Raw genomic sequence first — 21,186 nt, 5'->3', positions numbered from 1 at the left:
TTATATTTCCTTCAGTATTTTATAATTAATCTTTGTCATCTCTCTCAATTCCTCTACACTTTCTTCAAGCTTCTTCTTTTCCTCGGATTCATTGCTGATTTTTTTCATTATTTCGTCAAAGAGCAAATCCACATCTATATTGTCAATCACACATGCAACTTTCATATTTACACTGTTTGCAAAGTGGTCAACTTTATGATCATATGAAACCGCCACAAAAGGTACATTTGCGGCTGCCGCAAATATTAGAGAATGCAGCCTCACTCCCACAAGCACATCCATATCTCTTATTATATCAAACGCCTGGCTTGTTGTAAGCCTCTCCTTGTAATAAACAGCTTTGTCTCCGATGCTTTTTTCAACCTGATCTATCAGTTCCGTATCCTCATTGTAATAAAAAGGAATAAAATAGCACTCTATGCCGTTTTCAACCAGCTTTTCCGTTAGTATGCTTATTTTTTTGCTTACATCAGCATTCTTCCAATTTCTCAGCGAAAAACAGACCTTTTTTTTACCGCGGCCTTTTGACTTGTATTTTTCTCCTGCTCTCAAATTAATTACCGGATCGGTTGACAGAAATACTTTATTTTTATCCATACCGATCCCTTCAAGAAATTCCTTGGAGTGCTTATCTCTTACAGTCATGTAATCTATAAGCGGCAGTGTATCTTTCAGGGCTTTTTTGCTGTTTTCGTTTATTATTGGACCTATACCCTGGCTGAGCATTATTACCTTGTTATTCATCAACTTTGCAAGCCTGATTAAAAAAAGATAGTAATATATGCTTCTCTTGCTTGTTATATCCTGAAGAAGGCTTCCGCCTCCAAATACTAGAGCATCCGACTTCACAAGATTGAACACAATTGAAAACACATTGTATCTGTCAATTGTACTTACATTGTATTTTTCTCTTGTTCTTTCCTTATTGCCGGATAAAACCGTAATATTTTCTATATCCGTAATTTCAAGCATTTGTTTAATTGCCATCTCCAATATTGCTTCGTCCCCTAAATTTCCAAACCCATAGTATCCCGCCAACAATATTTTTTTCACTTCAGCCTCTCCTGCAACACAGCATATATTTTATATAGTAAATCCATTATAATAACAGCAATACATCCAATTACAATTCCAAACCCCAAAGCGATAACTGTTCTTGCCAAAGAAAGGTATATCGGTGTTCTCAAATGGGAAAAAGTGTTTATGACGGAAGATGTTCCGATTGCAGCTGCAAGCATGAATATACCCGTAAAAAACTCTGATTTTTTGCTTGCGGCATACACAGCTGCGAAAACAGCAGGAAACGCAAACAAAAATTCTTTTGTTCTGGGTCGTGCCAGCAATACATATTCCATGAAATTCCTTGTAATCATTTCTATGTTTGAAGGCTGAAGATTCGATTCATGTCCCGTTCTGGAAATGTACACATAGGCAATGGCGCCGATAATCGCAACAATTATTCCATAATAAATTTTTATCCTTAAATTCAGAAACTTTATTGCAGTATTTACAGCACCCTTTACAGGGTTATCTGCTTCCCTGTTCATAAAGTATATCAAAAACATAATCAAAAATACTCCGAAAGGCAGTATCTGAGCAAATTTTACACCCCTGAAAATATCCATTTCAAGAAAGTACCTTACATCAGCGAGCATTGCATCCACAAATGCTGCCCCTGCCAGCGATATAACTATAGCTCCCGCCAGTATTACAGTTGAATAAGACATTGTTTTAATTAATGAATATTTTTCGGATGAATCGTATATTTTCTTTATCTGCATCATAAAGAAATATATACCCAGTGATGAAAAAACAACTGCAGCAGCAAATGAAAAGCCTTTTTCAGATAAGCTTCTCATTACTAATGGTGCAAAAGCTGCAGGCACACTGAACAAATAAAGGAAACCTGCTCTTTTATCCTTTATGTTAAACATTTTGATAAATAAGAATACCGAAGCCAGTGCTATGCCGAAAGACAATACAGCCAATCTTTTTGATCCTATGTGAAATTCTTTGATGGCTTCAGCTCTTCCAAGACTTATACCATGCTCGTTAAGCCTTTCCTCAAGGCTTTCAAATGTTCTTTTATATTCCTGCTCGTCAGTTAAGTATTTTGTGCTTTTTTGTTCTTCAAAGAATGGCTTAAAATATATAACTCTTATATTTCGCTCGGTAATCGCCCTAAACATTGTATTTTCAATTTCTTCAGCACCTTCGTAATTATAGTACTTGTTTCTCTCTCTTATGTAATCCCACATGGTGAAAACTCTGAGAGCACTATATCCCGAATCCTCAACCAGTTTATTCAAACCCTCGCTCTCGAGATGCTCTCTTTGCGTTGAACTCTCAATAAGCCCTATGGCAATATTATTTTCCCTTACGTATTCAAGCAGCTTATCCTCGTTTTCTGGATATCCCAGCACTTCCTTGCTGCCAACCAGATATATCCTGGGCTCTAATCCATATTTCTCATTGGTTAATTTATATACATCCGTCAGTTTTTCATTGTATGTAGGAAAGTTGATAGGTCTTAATATAGCATCGAGTCCCGCATCCTTTGCCAGATTAATTTTAGCATCGTCATAGCCGATACCGATATTCATCAGTCTTGAATCAACAGCTCTTTTAGACTCATATACTCCGTCACCCTTGAGATTTGTCACCCTTTCAGTCTGACCATAATATACATCATCATTTGTACCCTTCAGCAATATATAATAAACATTGTCCAGTGTGTATGTATCAAAAAATTCCTTACTGTATCTTTCTGTCAGCCCGAATATGATGTAGTTGTATAATTCTTCATCTTCTGTTGTTACGATTACATCATTTGAGCCGATTTCCTTTTCTTCAATCAATGAAACAATCTCGGCATCATAATCATCCTGCCAGTTATAGTTTTTAATGAGCTCTGATACCATTTCTGCTCTAAGGGGTTTTCCCTGTTCCATCAATCGCTTTAATGTTTCTTCCGGTATTGCAACAGACTGTGCTCCATATTCCTTGAATTCTTTAAGCCAATAGCTTAAAGAATTCTCCGAGCTATTAGCGAATTTTTCCATTTCATTATAATCAAGCATGATTTCCGCAGTGTTATATTGTTTTTCAATTTCCATCCTCTGGTACATTGTAAAAACCGCTACCAACAGTGAAAAACAAATCAACAGAAGAATCCATTTATCAACTTTATTTAACCTCATTTTATCTCCTTATATCCTTTTTAATTTAACAAAAAATTGGCAATATTATACCTATATAGAAAATAATAATCTCATACTCTAATGAGATTCTCTTATGAATTACTTTCTTAAAACGCAGACCACCATTTTTACCAAAAATTCCTTTAAACCTGGAAGTTTTGCAGGATATTTAAATATGTTCCTCAAGGGCTCTTCCGAATAATACTCGATATTAAATTTGCTGTTTTGCAATATATTATCGGCTCTTTTTATGGTCATTTTATTTATGTAAGAAAAATATTCAGTTCCATCGGATTTTTTGCTGATTCTGAATTCAATTCTGTCTCTGCCATCAGGCAAATCCTTTACCAGCTCTTTGTACGTTTCTATAAGTGTTTTTTCACTGAAGAAAACATGCACCCACGGCATTCCTATCGCATCACTTAAATGCGCACCATATGGATGATTGTACGGCGGAAAATTCAAATACAGCCTACCGTTCTTTTTTAATATTCTGTAGCATTCATCAAGGACCTTCTCAGGTTCATCCACATGCTCCATGGCATCATTCATTATTATGGTATCAAACGTCTCATCCTCAAAAGGAGTTTTAGACGCATCAGCACTTACAAATTGGAACTTATCTTCCATGCCGTATTTCTTTGCCAGTCCCTCAGCTTCCTCTTTATATTTTCCCAGTATTTCAACTCCTACTATTTTCTTTACTCCCCTTGATGCGTAATACACAGTCTTGCCCCCTGCACCGCAGCCTATATCAAGGACAACTTTATCCTTAAACATTTCATCAACACTTGTGTGTTTCAAGTAAAATTTAATTGTATCAATGCCTTTTTCATATTGCCATTCAGCATATGTTTTTTTGCCCTCATTGTTAAGGTTGAAGGGATGTACAGGCAGCTTAAACATTTTATTTACTGTCATACATAATTTCTTCATATTTTAACCTTCTTCATCAGTTTTTTATTCTTTTGCAATTATATCATTTAGATTTATCAAATTCAATCATTTGTTGCATGTTTATTGCGGTAAATGCATTCTCTCGTAGATTTTACGCTAAATTGAATTATTCAGCTTCTGTCAATTTTTGTTGAATTATTTACTAATTTAATATAAAATATCAATACGGCAAAGTGAACAGAATATTATTAAGGGAGTTGTTAATTTGAAAAAAATCCTTATTACAGTGCTAATACTTACATTTGCTCTCACCACGGTAATATTTGCAGCACCGGGTGACACAAATGATCCAATTGTTGTATTGAGCTATCTGAACGATCGTCTGGAAGATCTGATAGAAAAATACAGGCTTGAGGATATTGATGAAATAAAAGAACAGGTTGAAGCATTAAGTGAAGGTTCTGGATCTACGGAAACAGGTGGATCTTCAACATTAGAAATCGTAGAAATCAATGAAGGTGAAAAGCTTATAGCAGGAGCAGGTTCGGAAATCATTTTAAGAGGCGGTGAAGCAACCGTTATTGGAAGCGAACTTGGCGGAATAACAAATGTAACTCTGGGCAAGGATTTTGTATCAGGTATGGACCTTGTGCCAAATAATCTTTTTATAATCCCAAGAGATGATGGAAGAGGTGCCTATACGGACAGCTATGCAATATTTATGGTTCGCGGTACATATGAAGTAATTAAATAAACAAAACAACAACCCCCACCAAGTACGGTGGGGGTTCTGTCCAACGGAGATGTTCCATATGGACATCCCGGCGGAATATTCCGCCGGGATGGATTTTATTTTGTCAATTCTTCTATCATTCTTACAAATTCATCATCTGCCTGGTAGCCTATAAGTTTCTGCTTATTATTTTTTTTACTGAATTCTGAATAATACTTTTCTTTTACATATACAACCTTGCTTTCTATATCATAGTACAAATCAAAATTGTATACATCATTGCCTCCAAACAGGCTTTTTTCCCCGACCGAAAAATCTGCATCTATCCAGTAATAGCCATCATCTGTCAGCGGAAGATCTTCTGTTCCTGATGTTTGATTTAATTTAAGCAGACTTTCAAACAGCATCCTTACTCTTTCTGTTTTCTCTGAATCATCCGAAATGGTTCCGTCAAAGCTGTCAAGCTTCTTTATGCCTTCATGTTGGTTTGCATATCTTATTCCTTCATTTGAATATACGGTTATATCCACATCCGAAACATGGTTTACCGTACCTGTTATTTTAGCTGTACCAGAGTCGAGAGCCTCATCAATCACAGTCATATAATCATTCTTCCTGAATAGGAACGATACAAGGACCACAATCGCTGCAAGCACCAATACCAGCAGCAGAATGCGCCCGTAATTAATCTTCCTTCTTCTTGCGTACATACTTCGCCTTCTTGCCATAACTCACCTACTTAATCCTTTTATTTTAAAAAGCTCAGTAATTTTTCCTTCAAGCTCCTCAATTGTACCATCATTGATTATGACTTCATCAACCATAGATACCTTATCATCTATAGGTATTTGTTTATTTATTATATTTAATACATCCTCAGGATTTTTATTTTCTTTTATTGCTCTTTGTTTCAATCGAGCCGCCTGTGTTTCCGAATTTACATATATGAGCCATACTTCGTCGTATTTCAAGCCATATCCCTTCTTTGTTCTGATACTTTCCAAAATCAGAGGAATATCAAGAAAAACTACTTCATCTTCTGAAGCTTCAACGCCCTTTGCAAGCATATCAATGACATATTCATGCACAATTGAATTTAACATAGTTAGTTTTTTTTCATCATTAAATACTATTCTACCCAGAGCCTGCCTGTTTATAGCATTATGCTCATCTAATATTTTGCTACCGAATACTTCGGTTACCTTATAATAAAGAGCTCTTCCTCTATTATAGCCCTCATGAACAATTTTATCGGAATCCAGAACCAAAAAACCGAATTTTTTAATTATATTTACGGCAGTTGATTTTCCTGTTCCAATTCCACCTGTTATGACAATCACTTTTTTATTATTTTGCTTCATACCAGCTTCTTCCCACATTTACATCAGATTTAAGACTTACCTTGAATGTTTCAACTACATTTTCCATTTCTTCTTTAAGTATTTTTTTCACTTCTTCCAGCTCTGAATCATATGCTTCGATAATGAGTTCGTCATGCACCTGCAATATAAGCCTGGATTTCATTTTGTTTTTCTTTAATCTCTTGTACACTCCTACCATGGCACACTTGATTATATCTGCAGCGGTTCCCTGAACAGGTGTGTTAAGTGCAATTCTTTCCCCAAACGATCGTATATTGAAGTTTCTTGATGCCAGTTCCGGTATACTTCTTCTCCTGCCGAAATATGTTGTTACATATCCGTCGGCTTTGCCCTGTTCCACTATATGCTTCATATACATGTCGATACTTCCGAAATACTTGAGATAGTTGTCAATGTACTGCTTTGCTTCTTTTCTTGGAATGCTTAAATCCCTGCTCAGACCGTAATCACTTATACCGTAGACTATGCCAAAGTTTACCGCCTTAGCCCTGCTTCTCATTTCGGAGGTTACATCTTCCATACTAACATGGAAAACCTGGGACGCGGTCTTTGTGTGTATGTCCTCATTGTTTGCGAATGCATCAATAAGATTTTTTTCATCTGCCAGATGGGCAAGCACCCTCAACTCTATCTGCGAATAATCCGCATCGCAAAGGACATATCCGTCTTCTGCCACAAAAGCTTTCCTAAGCTCCCTGCCCTCCTGAGTCCTTGTAGGTATATTCTGAAGGTTTGGCTCTGTGCTGGAAATTCTGCCTGTAGCCGTAATTGTCTGGTTAAATGACGAATGCACCCTTCCGGTTTCACTGCTAACAACATTTTTCAGTCCCTCCACATATGTTGAATTAAGTTTAACCATGGATCTGTATTCCAATATTAGATTAATAATTTCATGCTCCGATTTCAACCTATCGAGTACCTCTGCATCTGTGGATATTCCCGTCTTAGTTTTCTTTATTACAGGCAGGCCCAGCTTTTCAAACAATATAACTGAAAGCTGCTTAGGTGAATTAATATTAAATTTCTCTCCTGCCATCTCGTAAATTTCTTTCTCTAGAAAACTTATTTTTTCCTGAAAGTGAGCACCCAGACTGTCCATTACATCCATGTCTACCTTAAACCCGACAAACTCCATATATGCCAACACTTCAATCAAAGGAAGCTCAATAATATTATAAAGATCTAACATTTCCAAACTCTTGATTTCTTCTATAATGTACTTTTCTGCTCCCTGCACAGTCTTCAGATAATTGCATATATAATTTTTCCTTTCTTCCAAATCAAGTTCACCAAATGATAGTCTTTTTTTACCTGTGCCAAGAATATCATTCTCAGAGGGTATTTCATCATTTAAGTATTCATATGCAATTTTATCTATGGAATAAGAACTTTCCGACGGATCGAGAAGATATTTTCCTATTTCAGAATCAAATGATATGCTGTTAAGCTCAATATTTTTCTTCATCAGGTATATAACTTCATTTTTAATGCTGTGGCCGCTTATCTGGATATCATCCCGCTCAAAAACATCTCTTAAGGCTTCTATAACTGTTGTTTCATCTGCCTTATACAAATCTATGTAGTATATATCTCTTCCATCTGATATTCCAACAGCAATGGCTTTTCCGTAAAGAGCTCTGTCAGAGTCCATAAGAAACTTTAAGACAAGTTTTCCGCTTTTTGCAATATTTTCTGCGACATCCTTAACATCTTCCGGCTTATCAATATAAATAACAGAGACTTTTTTTACTTGCATTTCATCGGACTTTTTAAATTCTGAGTCAAACATTGACATCTGAGCTTTCTTTTGCGTATTTTCCGCTGAGATTCTTTTTTTTAAGGTTCTGAACTCAAGCTCGTCATACATATCTAACAGCTTCTGTGAATCTGCTTCCTGAATTTTATATTCATCCAAATTAAAATCCACAGGTATGTCTATTATAATTCTCGCAAGAGTCTGGCTCATATATGCCTGCATCTTGTCAGTTTCAAGTTTTTCTTTAAGCTTGCCCTTAATGTTTTCTATATTTTCATACACGCCGTCGAGGCTTCCGTATTCACGTATAAGCTTCAACGCAGTTTTTTCTCCCACACCGCCGACACCTGGTATATTATCGGATGAGTCTCCCATCAATGCCTTTAAATCAATAAACTGCTCAGGCGTTATACCGTATGTGTCCTCCATTGACTGCAAGCTCATTTCCTCTGTATTTGTAACTCCCTTTTTTGTCAAAATTACCTTTGTATTTTCATCAATAAGCTGCAAGTAGTCCTTGTCACTGGTAACAAGGTATACTTCAGCCCCTTGCTTTTCAGCGGCGCCAGCAAATGTTCCGGCAACATCATCCGCCTCAAATCCTTCAATTTCAACACATTTTATGTTATGTATATCAAGAACGTCTCTAATAAGCTGGAATTGCTCAACTAATTCGTTAGGTGCTTTTGCCCTGTTCGCCTTGTAGTCCTTGTACTGATCATGTCTGAAGGACGGTTTTTTAGGATCGAAAGCAACACATATGTATTCAGGAGAATATGTATCTAAAAGCTTATACAACATGCTTAAAAAACCATATACCGCATTTGTATATTGCCCTTTTTTTGTTTTAAGAGGCGGCATAGCATAAAATGCTCTAAAAAGCAGACTATTGCCGTCCAGTATCATAATTTTGTTTTTCATGACATCTCCTATATGTTTTTTATTTTAACATTTAATCTTTTCAATGACACAAGAAGCGAATTGCAAATTAACTGCAAAAACCTCTCAAACAATGAAAATTGAAAATGTATTATTTAAATTATAACAACTAATATTCAATGGGTAAAGGAATATTTTCATTTATCATATCCTGCAATTGCTCACATATAAATAGTATGGAGGTAAAGTATATGAATTATATAAATGCAAAGCACTATAATTTTTCTAACGTTAAATTCTTCTCACCAATGCAGTTAAGTCAGCATTATGTTTTATATACAAGATACGTAGACAGCTTAAACAAGGTTATGGAAAGTCTCAGCAGTGATAAAACATATTCAACATGCAGTCCCAATTACAGTCAAGTAAGGTCAGATCAGAAAGCAAAAACTTTTTGCTATGATGCAGTCATGCTCCATGAATTATACTTTGAGAATCTCACAGGTCGCAACACGAGAATGTACGGACAAATTGAATCTCTTATCAATAAAATCTTCGGATCATACGAAAATTTCATTGATAAATTCAAGTGTATCGGATTATCCATGCACGGATGGGTTTTGCTGTGCTACGACCGGTTTAGAGATGAATATTGTATTTACGGCCAGGATTCCCATGATGAAGGTGTTATCCTCTGCTCCGAACCTCTTATCGTAATGGATGTATATGAGCATGCATACATGATGGATTATGGAATAAATAGATCGGAATATATTGATGCGTTCATTGCCAACTTGGATTACAGCATTGTAAATAAAAGATTAAGCAGCTTAATTTTTGAAAAACCCAGTAACCGTCTTAATGCGTAAACATATAATATCGTAAACAATACTTTAAGGAGGTTAATTATGGGATTTTGCGGAAATAATGTTTGCGGAGAAAGCGGAACAAATTTACTATTTTTCTTCTTATTGTTAGTAATTTTATTCAGCTGGTGCGAAAGCGACTGCTAATGTCAAAAACAGGTCTGGAATCCAGACCTGTTTCATATTTTATTGACACATGTGCTTATTAATCATAAATTCCTTAAATTTGTTTTCTATCTTGGAAAAATATCTATCCTGCTCATAGATATAGTAAAGTTTTCTTTTGAGCTTTACGTCGCCCAGATTCAAAATAAACATTTTTCCTTCTTTAACTTCGTTTTCAACGGTTTTTTTAGGTAGAATGGCTATACCCAGATTTTCAGCAAGAAATTTTTTTATCATTTCATTGTCCTCGGTCTGAATTACCACATTCAGCTCACTAAGCTTAATATGATTTTTTCTTAAAAATTTTTCAAAAACCTGCAAAGTTGCAGAACCGTTTTCTCTTAATATAAATTTCTGGTTTACAATATCCTTGACATTTAACTTATCTCCGTTAAATTCATCCTTTTTTTCGGAAGGAGCCACAATCACTATCTCATCTTCAGCAATGCATATGTTTTTAATCTTTCTTGATTTCGGAGGTGTTCCAGTAAAACCAAAGCTTGTAAAGCCTTCCTCTATATTCTTAAATACCTTGCTGGAGTCTACTTTCATAATAGAATAAGTAACTTCCGGATACATTTTGCTGAATTCTACTATTAAATCATGTATGTAGTACTCAGCCGGCATTGAACTTGTATATATCTCCAGTTTTCCGCTAAGCTTGTTATCATCTCTTCTCAGCTGTGAATATATTTTGTTCTCCTCGTTCAGCACATTTTTAGCAAACTTATACAAAATATAGCCGTCTTCCGTAGGAATTATTTCTCTTCCATTTTTCTTAAACAATTCGGCCCCAAAATCCTTTTCAAGCAATTGAAGCTGCTTCGACACAGCAGGCTGAGTTACAAACAATTTTTCAGCAGCCTTTGATATGTTTTTCAGATTAATAACTTCGATAAATGTTCTTAAATAAGCTGTATTCATTTCTACCTCACTATATCGGCTGTATTCCCATACCGATTGCTTCATGCTCAAATCCTCGCCTTGGTGAACCTATATGTCCGTAAAGAACAACAGAAATCCAATTCCCGCTGGTAGGTTCGTCCTCCGCAAGAAGTCCACGTACAATTACAAATGTCAGTCCAGCACTTCTTAATACCTCTCCGAGCATTACCTGACCTCTGCAAAATCCGCTCAGAGCCTCTATAATCGCATGATACAAAGCATGCTCCTCATGATAGTTTTCCCTTATCAAGTCTTCGCGAGTAGCCGCGGTCTCTATTGCTGCAACTATTTTTTTCGCGTCCATGGAGCCTGCCTGCCCTTTGTATATTATGTAGTTTTTATTTTCATAATATGATTTTAACTCTTCTGTGTCGTCACCTAAAGCGAGAAGCAGTGCAATTTTTCCTATTCCTTTTTTCTCCATACAGTAACCCCACTCAAAGATAATAAAAGCAACCGTCTACATTATACATTAAAACGGAGAATATTCCAATATTTTTTTCTCATAATTTAAAACCTTTGCTTCAAGCAAATCAGATTTCTCTTTATATCTAACAGCAAATTCCTCGTCACTTATAGAGCTAAGATTTACTCTTACGTTAAGCAGAGCAGATAATACAGCTGTCCTTGTGAGCATAGCAGCTACAAGAGCATCCGTTACTGCATTTGAATTTCCTCTCAGCACAACCGCTTCCGCCAGATGCATAATTTCATATGATGTATGTGCAACCTCAAGTGGAATAGCTGCAGCAAGCTTTGACCCTTCTTCTATTGCCAGCTTTCTGGTTTCCTTCTCTTCCTGCGTTTCCTTCGGAAGCCTGTAAGCATCCATTACCATGTTGTATGCATTGCTGTCCTTTTCAATATAGTCCATGAGCTTGTTTTTAAGTTGAGAAGCTTCTTCTTTTATTTCAAGCATTTCTTTTTCATGCTCAGCATATTTTTTCTTTCCTATTGTAAGATTAGCAACCATTTCCGAAAGAGCAGCACTAAGCATTCCGCATACGGCAGCAACGCTTCCACCTCCGGGAACGGGCTCATTTGATGAAACAACATTCGCAAATTGTTCCAGTGTCATATTTTTCATTCTAGTTCTCCTTTACGATCTTCCCGTTTTTTATTACTGTTTCAACTATGTTTACCCCTGCATGATACGGAAGAAAATGTATAGAAGGGTATTCAAGAATTATTATATCCGCTTTCTTTCCAACTTCTATGCTCCCTGTCACATGGCCTCTTCCCACTGCAGAGGCAGCATTTACTGTTAGAGCGGTTATTATTTCTTCAACAGACATCTTCATATGAATCGCAGCCAATGCTATAATAAGCGGTATAGAATTTGTAAAACAGCTTCCAGGATTAAAATCTGTAGCCAAAGCTACGGCGCAGCCGGAATCTATCATGTCTCTTGCTCTTGCATACTCCTCATTAAGGCAGAAAGCAGTCGCCGGAAGCAGCGTTGCAACGGTATCTGACTGGGAAAGCATTTTTATGCCCTCATCTGATGCCTGCAACAAATGGTCCGCAGAAGTGCATCCAAGCTCTACCGCAAGTTCTGTCCCGCCAAGTTGAAATATTTCATCAGCATGGATTTTTAAATTAAGTCCGCTTTTTTTAGCTTCTGATAAAAACCTTTTTGACTGTTCAATGTCGAACACATTTTTTTCACAGAAAATATCCGCAAATTCAGCAAGATTATTTTCTGCAACATACTGCATAACTTCAATCATGAAATCTATGAATTCATCTTCTTTGCCTTTGTATTCAGGCAGTACACTGTGTGGCCCCAAAAAAGTAGATACAATATCCACAGGATGCATTTCATTAAGTTTCTTTACGGCCTCAAGCTGCCTCATTTCCGTATCTCTGTCAAGTCCGTATCCGCTTTTTCCTTCAACTGTTGTTACACCCATGGCCATTATTTTATCCAGCCTCTTCATTCCTAATTCAACAAATTCATCAAGAGATGTGTTTCTCGTTGCTCTGACCGTGCTTGTAATTCCGCCCCCGCGTTCCATGATTGACATATAGGTGTCCCCTCTCAGCCTCCATGAAAATTCATCAGCTCTATATCCGCCAAACACCAGATGGGTATGAGAATCTATAAATCCCGGCAGCACCGCTTTGCCTGATGCATCTATTACTTTGTACTCATCTTGCATGTATTTATCTATAATGTCCTCTGTTGTACCAACATCAATAATTAGACCATCTTTAACGACCACGCATCCGTTTTTAATCATTCCTATTTCAGACATATCTTTGCCGTGTTTTGGCCCTTCCCCTTTGCATGTAACCAACTCTGAAGCATTTTTAATTATTAATTTACTCATTCAATCACTTCCTTTTCATACTTAGTATTATGTCATAGCCAAATGAATCTGTCCCACAAAGAACAGATTCATCGGCTCAAATTAATCTACAGCCTTGTTTCAAGCACCTGGTCAAAACTAAATCCTTCCAAACGCAGATAGTAATCCGCTGTATCAACAAGTGCCTGCATTGGAACCAATCCTACAATTTCACTTCCTACAATACTTACTCCGTAACGTTGTGCCTCCATTTTAATAGTTTCAAACACTCTGTAAATTGACGTCTTTGTGTAGTCCGTCAGATTCATGGACACCTGCACGATTCCCCTGTCCTCAAGCTCTATGCCCAAAGCCTTTACGTATCTGAATCCTCCGTTTATATGTCTCACCTGTTTTGCAATTTTTGTAGCAATGTCCAGATTATTTGTTGAAAGATTAACATTGTACGCAACTAGTGGCATTCTAGCTCCTATAGCAGTAACACCGGCAGTTGGATGTATGGTTCCCGGACCGAAATCAGGCTTCCACATATCATCCTTCATTTTTTCCTTCATACCCTCAAACTGGCCTTTTCTTATACTTGCCAAATTTTCTCTGTGAGGTGCTGTTGCTGATTTTTCATAAAGAAAGAAGGGAAGTCCGTAAAGCTTTGACGCTTCCTTTGCAACATCTTTCGCAAGTGCGTCAGCTTCCTCTACAGTAGCGTTTTTCACAGGAATAAACGGTATTACATCAACTGCTCCCATTCGAGGATGCTGTCCATCATGTTTTGTAAGGTCAATAAGTTCAACTGCTTTCCCTATTGCTTCTACTACTGCTGATTTAAGCGCATCCGGCTCGCCAACAATTGTTACCACTGTCCTGTTATGATCCTCATCGCTTGAATAATCCAAAAGCTTAACATCTTGCTTCCCTCTAAAAGCATCAAGTATTTTTTCAAGTTTTTTTAAATCTCTGCCTTCGCTAAAATTAGGAACGCATTCTATAATTTTATTCATATGTCCTCCGAATGTCCTCCGACTATTTGCTATAGTTCTTAACAGTTTCTTCGATTAATTTATCATTTGCAAGGTAAGGAATTGTTATATGATCCTGTCCCGCGAATTTATTGTTATATTCCATTGATGTTTCTATTGAATGATCGTTTCTTGCCCAATTTCTTCTGGACACTCCTACCATAGTATCCCATGGTATGGACTTTTTAAGGATATCATCAACTCTTTTGCTTCCGTCCAGAACCATTCCAAATCCTCCGTTTATGGATTTGCTTATTCCTACACCGCCGCCGTTGTGCAGAGCAACAAGACTCATTCCTCTGGCCGCATTTCCTGCAAAGCAGTGAACAGCCATGTCTGCCGTAACATTGCTTCCGTCATAAATATTCGACGTCTCTCTGTAAGGAGAATCCGTACCTCCTGTATCGTGGTGATCTCTTCCAAGCATAACAGGACCTATCTCACCATTTCTCACCATTTCATTGAATTTTAATGCTATATCTCTTCTTCCCAGAGCATCCTGGTATAAAATCCTGGCCTGTGTTCCGACTACCAACTTATTTTTCTCAGCATCACGAATCCATATATAATTATCCCTGTCCTGCCCTCTTCTATCAGGGTTTATCACAGACATGGCCGCATGATCTGTTTTCCTGAGATCCTCAGGTTTACCGCTTAAGCATACCCATCTGAAGGGGCCGTATCCATAGTCAAACAACATCGGACCCATTATATCCTCAACATAAGATGGGAATATAAATCCTTCACTTGTATCAACACCGTTTTTTGATATTTCCTTTATTCCAGAGTCAAATACCGCTTTCATGAAAGCATTGCCATAGTCAAAGAAATAAGTTCCTCTGTCAACAAGAGTTTTAACTGCTCTGAAATGTTCTGCCAAAGATTTATCAACAAGCTGGGCAAATTTATCCCGGTCTCTGTTTAGCAGCTCAGTTCTTTCTTCAAATGTCAGTCCTTTAGGACAGTATCCTCCGTCATATGGAACGTGACAAGAAGTCTGATCAGACAGTAAATCAACATGTATATTGTTATCAACTGCATATTCAAGCAAATCAACTATATTTCCGTGATAGGCTATTGATATGGTTTGCTTTTTATCTATATATTCCTGCGCAGTTTTAAAAGCTTCCTCCAAGCTTTCCGTTGCCTTTGAAACCCACCCCTGATTTATCCTCGTTTCAATTCTGGAATAATCAACTTCCGCAATTATTCCCACTCCGTTTGCTATCTCAATTGCTTTAGGTTGAGCACCGCTCATTCCTCCAAGACCGGACGTTATGAACAAATGTCCTGCCAAATCCTTGTCATCAGGGATTCCAAGCTCTTTTCTTCCTGCATTTATCAAGGTGTTAAATGTACCGTGAACAATTCCCTGAGGTCCTATGTACATCCATCCTCCTGCGGTCATCTGTCCATAGCTGGAACATCCCATTGCAGTCGCCTTCGCCCAATCATGCGGGTTATCAAACATCCCTATCATCAATCCGTTGGACAAAATAACACGAGGGCTTGTTTTATGAGATTTAAAAAGTCCCAGTGGATGGCCGGACAAAATAGCAAGTGTCTGTTCATCTGTCAGCTGCTCCAGATATTTTTTTATAAGCCTGTACTGCATCCAATTTTGGCACACCTGTCCGGTTTCACCGTAGGTTACAAGCTCATAGGGATATAATGCTACATCATGGTTTAAATTGTTGTCAATCATAACCTGAAATGCTTTTCCTTCTATGCAGTTTCCTTTATATTCATCGATAGGTTTCCCGTAAATTCTTTCCTTAGGCATGAACCTGTAGCCGTAAATTCTTCCCATGGTCATTAATTCTTCAAGAAACTCCGGTGCTAATTCTTCATGCAGACTTTCAGGAACATACCTTAAGGCATTCTTTAATGCAAGTTTGATTTCCCTTTGATTGAGTGTAAGCTCTCTTTTTGGAGCCCTTCTCACTCCATCTTTAAAAACGGGATATTCCGGCAGAATATCATCTAATTTAATAGTCATAGCTTTTGAAATGTCTGAATTATTAATCATAAAACACCTCCATTTATTTACTGATTATATTATATATTATTAACGTCGATAATTCGTCTAAACTTAAGATTACTTAAAGCTTTTATTTCTATAATGTAAATAAGCTAATAAGATAAACTTATTACTTACCCTCTCCCCCTTGTTTTTTTATAAATATATTATTAGGCCTTACGTGCGATGTAGGGTCTAATTTTTTATGTTTTAATTGAAAAACCACCAATAATAATGTATCATTAAACTAACAGAATTCGAGGTGTTAACATGGATATTATTTCGGTAAAACTTCTGGGAACTCCGTCAGTAAAACTTAATAATAAATATGTAAGTTTCCCATACAAAAAATCGGAAGCATTATTTTACTATATCCTCATAAATAAAAAAATATCCAGAGAAGAAGCAATCAACATATTTTGGGCAGACTCAGGAGAGGAAACGGGAAGAAAAAATTTAAGAGATGCTCTGTACAAAATAAAGACAAGCACAATTGAAAGCATCTTTTCCAATTCAAAATCATTTATAGAATTTTCAAACAATCTGATTATTGAATCTGATGTGGGCAAAATTAACGAAACAAACGCAGTTAATCTGTATACAGGCGATTTTTTATTAAATTTTTCCGTGAAAAACTGCTATGATTTTGAAAATTGGATGCATGATAAAAGAAACCACTACAGAAATATATACGTTAAATCCGTATACAGTAAAATGAACGAGCTAATAAGCATAAGCGATTTTAGCAGCATTGAGAAGTACGGGAATATTCTCATAAAAAACGACCCTTACAATGAAAAAACCTATCGTTATTTAATGAAGACACACGCGCTTTCCGAGGATTATAACAAAGCCATAAAACTTTATTATGAACTGTCTGACGTATTGAAAAAAGATTTGGATGTTGAACCGGAACTTAAAACAAAGAAACTTTTCAAAGAAATTTTAGATCTAAAAAATACCATTAATTCGAACTATGAAAACAATTATATTAATTTAAAAAGTAAAGTTGAAAATTTAACCGATTACTACACCATGTACCATGAGACCTATCCTTCTTTGTCATCTGAAACAATAGAAGCTTCAGATACTTCAAATATAAGTGACATTGAATCAGAACTAAAAAATATTGAAAAAGATTTAGACACCATAGATGATTTAGATACTGAATACATAAAAATAAAAATGAAAGCTTCTTACCTTGCAGGAAGATACTATATTTCCATAGGTGAATATGAAAAAGGAATTAAAAACATACAAATAAGCATTAGGCTGGCAAATAAACTTGATAATTTAATATATTTGTTAAGTAATTACAAGCAAATGATTTTCTATGCAATACAAACCGGCAATAATGATACCATGAATGATTATATTAACAAATGCTTATATCTTTTGGAGAAAAGAGACATTATAGATGAAAGGGGCATAATTCTAAGACTGCAGGGACTTTATTTTATTAAGACAGGTAACTTCAAAGAAGCGGACAGAGTATTGAATGAATCTATTAGCATTTTTTCAAGCCTGAATAAATTCAGCGGCAAGTACAGTGTTAACATTTCCGCATGCTACAATTATCTGGGGCAAATGAACCGAGATATGGAAAATTATGAAAACGCCTATGGTTATTTTATGAAAGCGATAGATATATGCATTGAAAACTCAGTTATCAAGGGTTTGGAAATTTTTTATTCAAACGCCGGGCAAGCGCTGTACAACTTAGGAAGATTCAAGGAAGCTGAAGAATTAATAAATAAATCCATTGAATATTTTGATAAATTTAATGTTATTTGGGGAAGAGACTTTGCAGAATACTATAAAGCGCTGTTGGAAATAAAAAAAGGGAATTATACAGAAGCTAAATTTCATTCAAAAAAAGCATACAACCTTGCAAAAAAACTTGATAATCCCAGATCTTTGTACCTAATTAAAAAACTTATGTGACAGTCGAATATAACTACTGTCACATACTTATTATTACAAAATCAATAAATTTTTTTTATGAATCTTTTAATAAATAATAATATCCATATAGTCGACACTCCAATGCATAAAAAAAAGTAAAGCAATGAATTTTCCATAAAAAATTTGGCAATCCATAATGAGGGTAAAAAGAAAAATAAATACTGGAACTTCTCTGCAATTAAAAATGCTGCCGGAATTCCTAATATTATAATTCCCGATAACTTCATTACTGCCATACCCTCCACCTTATTTGCAGCAATTGATATTACCATCATTGACATTATAAGCCCAAGCATTGATGTTAATATTGATATTCCAATTACACGCCCAAGAGCAGGTTCTGTCAGAGAAAATATTATCATGACAATAATTGTTATAAAAAATGAGGCTGCCAGAGGAAATCCTAATTTTGAAATTAAATATCCGCTTTTTCCGAGAGGCGTAACTGCCATATGCCTTGTTATTCCTTCATCAACATCTCCAAGAATTACCATGGCAGAAACGTATGAAATCATCATAGGAGTCAGTACTGCCAAAAGTAAATCAAATAAAAGATAATATGGTTTAAGCATTGCCACCGACGGTATGCCAAATTTAAACAATACTCCGCATAGAAAAGGAGATAGGCAAACTATAAAAAGCATGGCATCCTTAGTAATCTGTATTAAATACTGCTTAAATGAAATAAACAATTTTCCACAATTTCCACCGGAGTTCATAGCTTTATACCTCCAAGACTCTGAAACATTTTAATTACATTAAAACGTGCCACTTTATATAAAACCAAAAACCACATGATCAATACTGGGAAAATAAACAAAATATAATTACCGCTGCCACTGATCATACTTATTACCATGCAACCTGGATGCAAAAGCATAAGTTTATTGTCATATCCAAACACATATAGAAGCGGCGGAATAAAAATTATAATTTCAACCGGAACAACTGCCGTTACAAACTGATTCAAGCTGTTTATATTAATTGCAATAATCAATCCGACAAGAGTAAACAACACAGAACCAGCAAATACTCCCATTAATACAATTAGTATATTTTGAACATCTGCCGATAAGGCTATCGAAGCACCCGAAATTACAGATATCACACCCAGCGATACAACCTTTGAAATTATATAATCATCTGCCTTTACAGGTGAAACAGCTATAGTGCTGAGCACTCTCTCACTTTTTTCCAACAAAACTATTGCCCCCATAAAAAATAGTCCCATTGCAGAAGGATCAGAAAATATTAAAACGGCTGCAGTTTTTTCTCTCCATTCTAAAGGCAGAAAAAATAATACTGAAATATACATTAAGGTAAACACAACATAAACAAAGTAAAATCCATACTTATACTGAAACCTAATATCACCGTAAATAAGATTTATGAGCCTCATTGCAACACACTCCCTGTAACTTCCGCAAATATATCATCCAACGTAGGTTCGCTGCTGTGTATCGATACAATTCTATTTGATTTTATCAGATCATAAAGCATCGTATCTTCTGATGTTTTGTTAAGCAGGCATTCTCGAGTTTCTTCTTTGCCATCCATGAAGGTATATTTTATTTTTGCAGCACCCTTGGACATAATTAAATTATGCGGTGAATCCAATGCTTTTATACTTCCATTAACTATAAAAGCCACTCTGTCGCATAATTCCGTAGCATCAACCATATTGTGTGTTGTTAGGATTATGGTCCTGCCTTTTTCTTTTTCCTTGAGAATTATGTTTTTCATAATTCTGCTGTTATTTGGATCCAACCCATTAGTGGGCTCATCCAAAAATAAAATATCCGGATTGTGAAGCAATGCTTTTATGAAGTTCAGCCTTGACTTCATGCCCTTTGAATATTCTGAAACTTTTTTGCCTCCATCGTTTTGTAATCCAACCATTTTTAATGATTCATCAATATCTCTGAGTTCTTTGGAATACAATGACCCGAAAAATTTTAAATTTTCTTTTCCAGTCAACTTCTCATAAAGTGAGGGGAATTCAAAATCAACACCGATATTTTCATAAAAATCATTTTTATAGCTTTTGCATTCTGTTTCGTTTACAATTGCATTTCCATTATAACTTCTGATTAGCCCCGTCAGTATCTTTTGCAAAGTGCTTTTGCCTGCTCCGGAAGGCCCCAGAAAACCGAATATCTCTCCCTTTTGAACACTGAAGTTCATGTGCTCTATAAAAGGTTTATGGTTATAGCTGAATGATAAATCAACAACTTCAATCATTTTGTTCCTCCGTCAATTGAATAGCAATTCCTCTTATCATAAGCTTCAATGATGGATCAAATACATCTTCGCCTATTTCCCTTTTATGCAGCATGGACATAAAAATACCGCGCAATGCTCCGCTAAAATATTTAATGTCTACATTATTTCTATGTGGAATTATTCCCAAAATATTTTCAATTATTAAATCATCATGAGCAAGATGTTCCTCCACAATATCAAGAGGCAGTTTTCTCATCAATAATTCTAATTCTCCGTTTGTAAGAATTTTTAACAGAAATGTATTTTCAACTTTTTTATAAAAGCTGAATAAAAATTCAGCTAATACTTCACTGTCAATATTGCCGCTTAAAGCTTGTAATCCATGTATTACACAGTTTTGTATATCATCATGTACATCATTAATCACGTCGAACAGCAGCAACTCCTTTGAATCATAAAACAAATAAAATGTTCCTTTAGGTATATTTACTCTTTTAACCAGCTCATCAACTGTTGTTTTTTTAATACCATATCGATTTAAGCACTCTTTCGCTTCTTCTTTCAGCCTAGTTTTAATATACTCTCTTTCTTGTTCAGTAAAAGGCTTTGGCATATTTTTCTCTCCTCGTTTGTACTGTTTGACTATATTTATTTTTTTAGTCATTATAGCTCATAACAATCTTTTTGTCAATCACTTATTCTTAACTTATATATTGCACACAGCATAATGTTTTATAATAAATTTGGAAGTATTTATGATGCTACCTCCAGTCTTGTTTCAAATAGTTTAAAAAATATATTCTTATAATCTAAAAATCAATATGCGG

The 21,186-nt window shown here is 35.8% G+C and carries 19 protein-coding genes; 3 read left to right on the top strand and 16 right to left on the bottom strand.

The window, feature by feature from the left end:
- From csaB to RBQ61_RS08610, 3 genes are all read right to left on the bottom strand, one after another.
- Nucleotides 1–1,053 carry a polysaccharide pyruvyl transferase CsaB gene (csaB, locus tag RBQ61_RS08620; RefSeq protein ID WP_308136933.1) on the bottom strand — a complete coding sequence of 351 codons (1,053 nt, stop codon included), beginning with the start codon at nucleotides 1,051–1,053 and terminating at the stop codon, nucleotides 1–3.
- On the bottom strand, nucleotides 1,050–3,200 hold the full coding sequence (locus tag RBQ61_RS08615; RefSeq protein ID WP_308136932.1) for a DUF5693 family protein: 2,151 nt from the start codon (nucleotides 3,198–3,200) through the stop codon (nucleotides 1,050–1,052). The genes csaB and RBQ61_RS08615 overlap by 4 nt, the downstream gene beginning before the upstream one ends.
- Nucleotides 3,201–3,299: 99 nt before the next feature.
- Entirely contained in the window at nucleotides 3,300–4,136 is an 837-nt protein-coding gene (locus RBQ61_RS08610) for a class I SAM-dependent methyltransferase (protein WP_308136931.1), read from the bottom strand.
- 226 nt (nucleotides 4,137–4,362) lie between these two features.
- Here RBQ61_RS08610 and RBQ61_RS08605 point away from each other — a divergent pair, with 226 nt between their 5' ends.
- Nucleotides 4,363–4,851, top strand: a complete 489-nt coding sequence (locus RBQ61_RS08605; RefSeq protein WP_308136930.1) for a hypothetical protein — start codon at nucleotides 4,363–4,365, stop codon at nucleotides 4,849–4,851.
- Between the two features lie 95 nt (nucleotides 4,852–4,946).
- Here the strand turns inward: RBQ61_RS08605 and RBQ61_RS08600 are convergent, their stop codons facing one another.
- The 3 genes from RBQ61_RS08600 to polA are packed head-to-tail and all read right to left on the bottom strand — an operon-like array spanning nucleotide 4,947 to nucleotide 8,889.
- Nucleotides 4,947–5,558 carry a hypothetical protein gene (locus RBQ61_RS08600; RefSeq protein WP_308136929.1) on the bottom strand — a complete coding sequence of 204 codons (612 nt, stop codon included), beginning with the start codon at nucleotides 5,556–5,558 and terminating at the stop codon, nucleotides 4,947–4,949.
- 3 nt (nucleotides 5,559–5,561) lie between these two features.
- Entirely contained in the window at nucleotides 5,562–6,191 is a 630-nt protein-coding gene (gene coaE, locus RBQ61_RS08595) for a dephospho-CoA kinase (RefSeq protein ID WP_308136928.1), read from the bottom strand.
- A complete protein-coding gene (polA, locus tag RBQ61_RS08590; protein ID WP_308136927.1) occupies nucleotides 6,178–8,889 on the bottom strand; it encodes a DNA polymerase I in 2,712 nt (903 codons plus the stop codon). The genes coaE and polA overlap by 14 nt, the downstream gene beginning before the upstream one ends.
- 209 nt (nucleotides 8,890–9,098) lie before the next feature.
- On the opposite strand from polA, the gene RBQ61_RS08585 reads away from it, so the two are divergent.
- Entirely contained in the window at nucleotides 9,099–9,716 is a 618-nt protein-coding gene (locus RBQ61_RS08585) for a superoxide dismutase (protein WP_308136926.1), read from the top strand.
- A gap of 183 nt (nucleotides 9,717–9,899) precedes the next feature.
- Here the strand turns inward: RBQ61_RS08585 and RBQ61_RS08575 are convergent, their stop codons facing one another.
- The 6 genes from RBQ61_RS08575 to RBQ61_RS08550 form a co-directional block, all read right to left on the bottom strand.
- Nucleotides 9,900–10,847 (bottom strand): selenium metabolism-associated LysR family transcriptional regulator, encoded by a 948-nt coding sequence (locus tag RBQ61_RS08575; protein WP_308140070.1) that lies wholly within the window; start codon nucleotides 10,845–10,847, stop codon nucleotides 9,900–9,902.
- Complete coding sequence (locus RBQ61_RS08570; protein WP_308140069.1) at nucleotides 10,813–11,247, bottom strand: HutP family protein; 435 nt, start codon at nucleotides 11,245–11,247, stop codon at nucleotides 10,813–10,815. Before RBQ61_RS08570 ends, RBQ61_RS08575 begins: the two co-directional genes overlap by 35 nt.
- Before the next feature lie 48 nt (nucleotides 11,248–11,295).
- Entirely contained in the window at nucleotides 11,296–11,910 is a 615-nt protein-coding gene (locus tag RBQ61_RS08565; RefSeq protein ID WP_308140068.1) for a cyclodeaminase/cyclohydrolase family protein, read from the bottom strand.
- A gap of 1 nt (nucleotide 11,911) precedes the next feature.
- Nucleotides 11,912–13,156, bottom strand: coding sequence for an imidazolonepropionase (gene hutI / locus RBQ61_RS08560; protein WP_308140067.1), 1,245 nt, complete (start codon nucleotides 13,154–13,156; stop codon nucleotides 11,912–11,914).
- 86 nt (nucleotides 13,157–13,242) lie between these two features.
- Entirely contained in the window at nucleotides 13,243–14,133 is an 891-nt protein-coding gene (ftcD, locus tag RBQ61_RS08555) for a glutamate formimidoyltransferase (RefSeq protein WP_308140066.1), read from the bottom strand.
- A 22-nt stretch (nucleotides 14,134–14,155) separates the two neighbouring features.
- Nucleotides 14,156–16,177, bottom strand: coding sequence for a urocanate hydratase (locus RBQ61_RS08550; RefSeq protein ID WP_308140100.1), 2,022 nt, complete (start codon nucleotides 16,175–16,177; stop codon nucleotides 14,156–14,158).
- A gap of 264 nt (nucleotides 16,178–16,441) precedes the next feature.
- On the opposite strand from RBQ61_RS08550, the gene RBQ61_RS08545 reads away from it, so the two are divergent.
- Entirely contained in the window at nucleotides 16,442–18,115 is a 1,674-nt protein-coding gene (locus tag RBQ61_RS08545; protein WP_308140065.1) for a BTAD domain-containing putative transcriptional regulator, read from the top strand.
- A 41-nt stretch (nucleotides 18,116–18,156) separates the two neighbouring features.
- Here the strand turns inward: RBQ61_RS08545 and RBQ61_RS08540 are convergent, their stop codons facing one another.
- The 4 genes from RBQ61_RS08540 to RBQ61_RS08525 are packed head-to-tail and all read right to left on the bottom strand — an operon-like array spanning nucleotide 18,157 to nucleotide 21,023.
- On the bottom strand, nucleotides 18,157–18,855 hold the full coding sequence (locus RBQ61_RS08540; RefSeq protein WP_308140064.1) for an ABC transporter permease: 699 nt from the start codon (nucleotides 18,853–18,855) through the stop codon (nucleotides 18,157–18,159).
- Nucleotides 18,852–19,535: an ABC transporter permease gene (locus RBQ61_RS08535; protein WP_308140063.1), complete on the bottom strand. Its 684-nt coding sequence runs from the start codon at nucleotides 19,533–19,535 to the stop codon at nucleotides 18,852–18,854. Before RBQ61_RS08535 ends, RBQ61_RS08540 begins: the two co-directional genes overlap by 4 nt.
- Entirely contained in the window at nucleotides 19,532–20,377 is an 846-nt protein-coding gene (locus tag RBQ61_RS08530; protein WP_308140062.1) for an ABC transporter ATP-binding protein, read from the bottom strand. The genes RBQ61_RS08535 and RBQ61_RS08530 overlap by 4 nt, the downstream gene beginning before the upstream one ends.
- On the bottom strand, nucleotides 20,370–21,023 hold the full coding sequence (locus RBQ61_RS08525; RefSeq protein ID WP_308140061.1) for a TetR/AcrR family transcriptional regulator: 654 nt from the start codon (nucleotides 21,021–21,023) through the stop codon (nucleotides 20,370–20,372). Before RBQ61_RS08525 ends, RBQ61_RS08530 begins: the two co-directional genes overlap by 8 nt.
- Nucleotides 21,024–21,186 lie beyond the last annotated feature (163 nt).

This window comes from Sedimentibacter sp. MB35-C1 (genome assembly GCF_030913635.1).
Classification (GTDB): Bacteria; Bacillota; Clostridia; order Tissierellales; family Sedimentibacteraceae; genus Sedimentibacter.
Note: the sequence above shows the minus strand (reverse complement) of the source record. Positions and strands in the feature narration are given on the sequence as shown.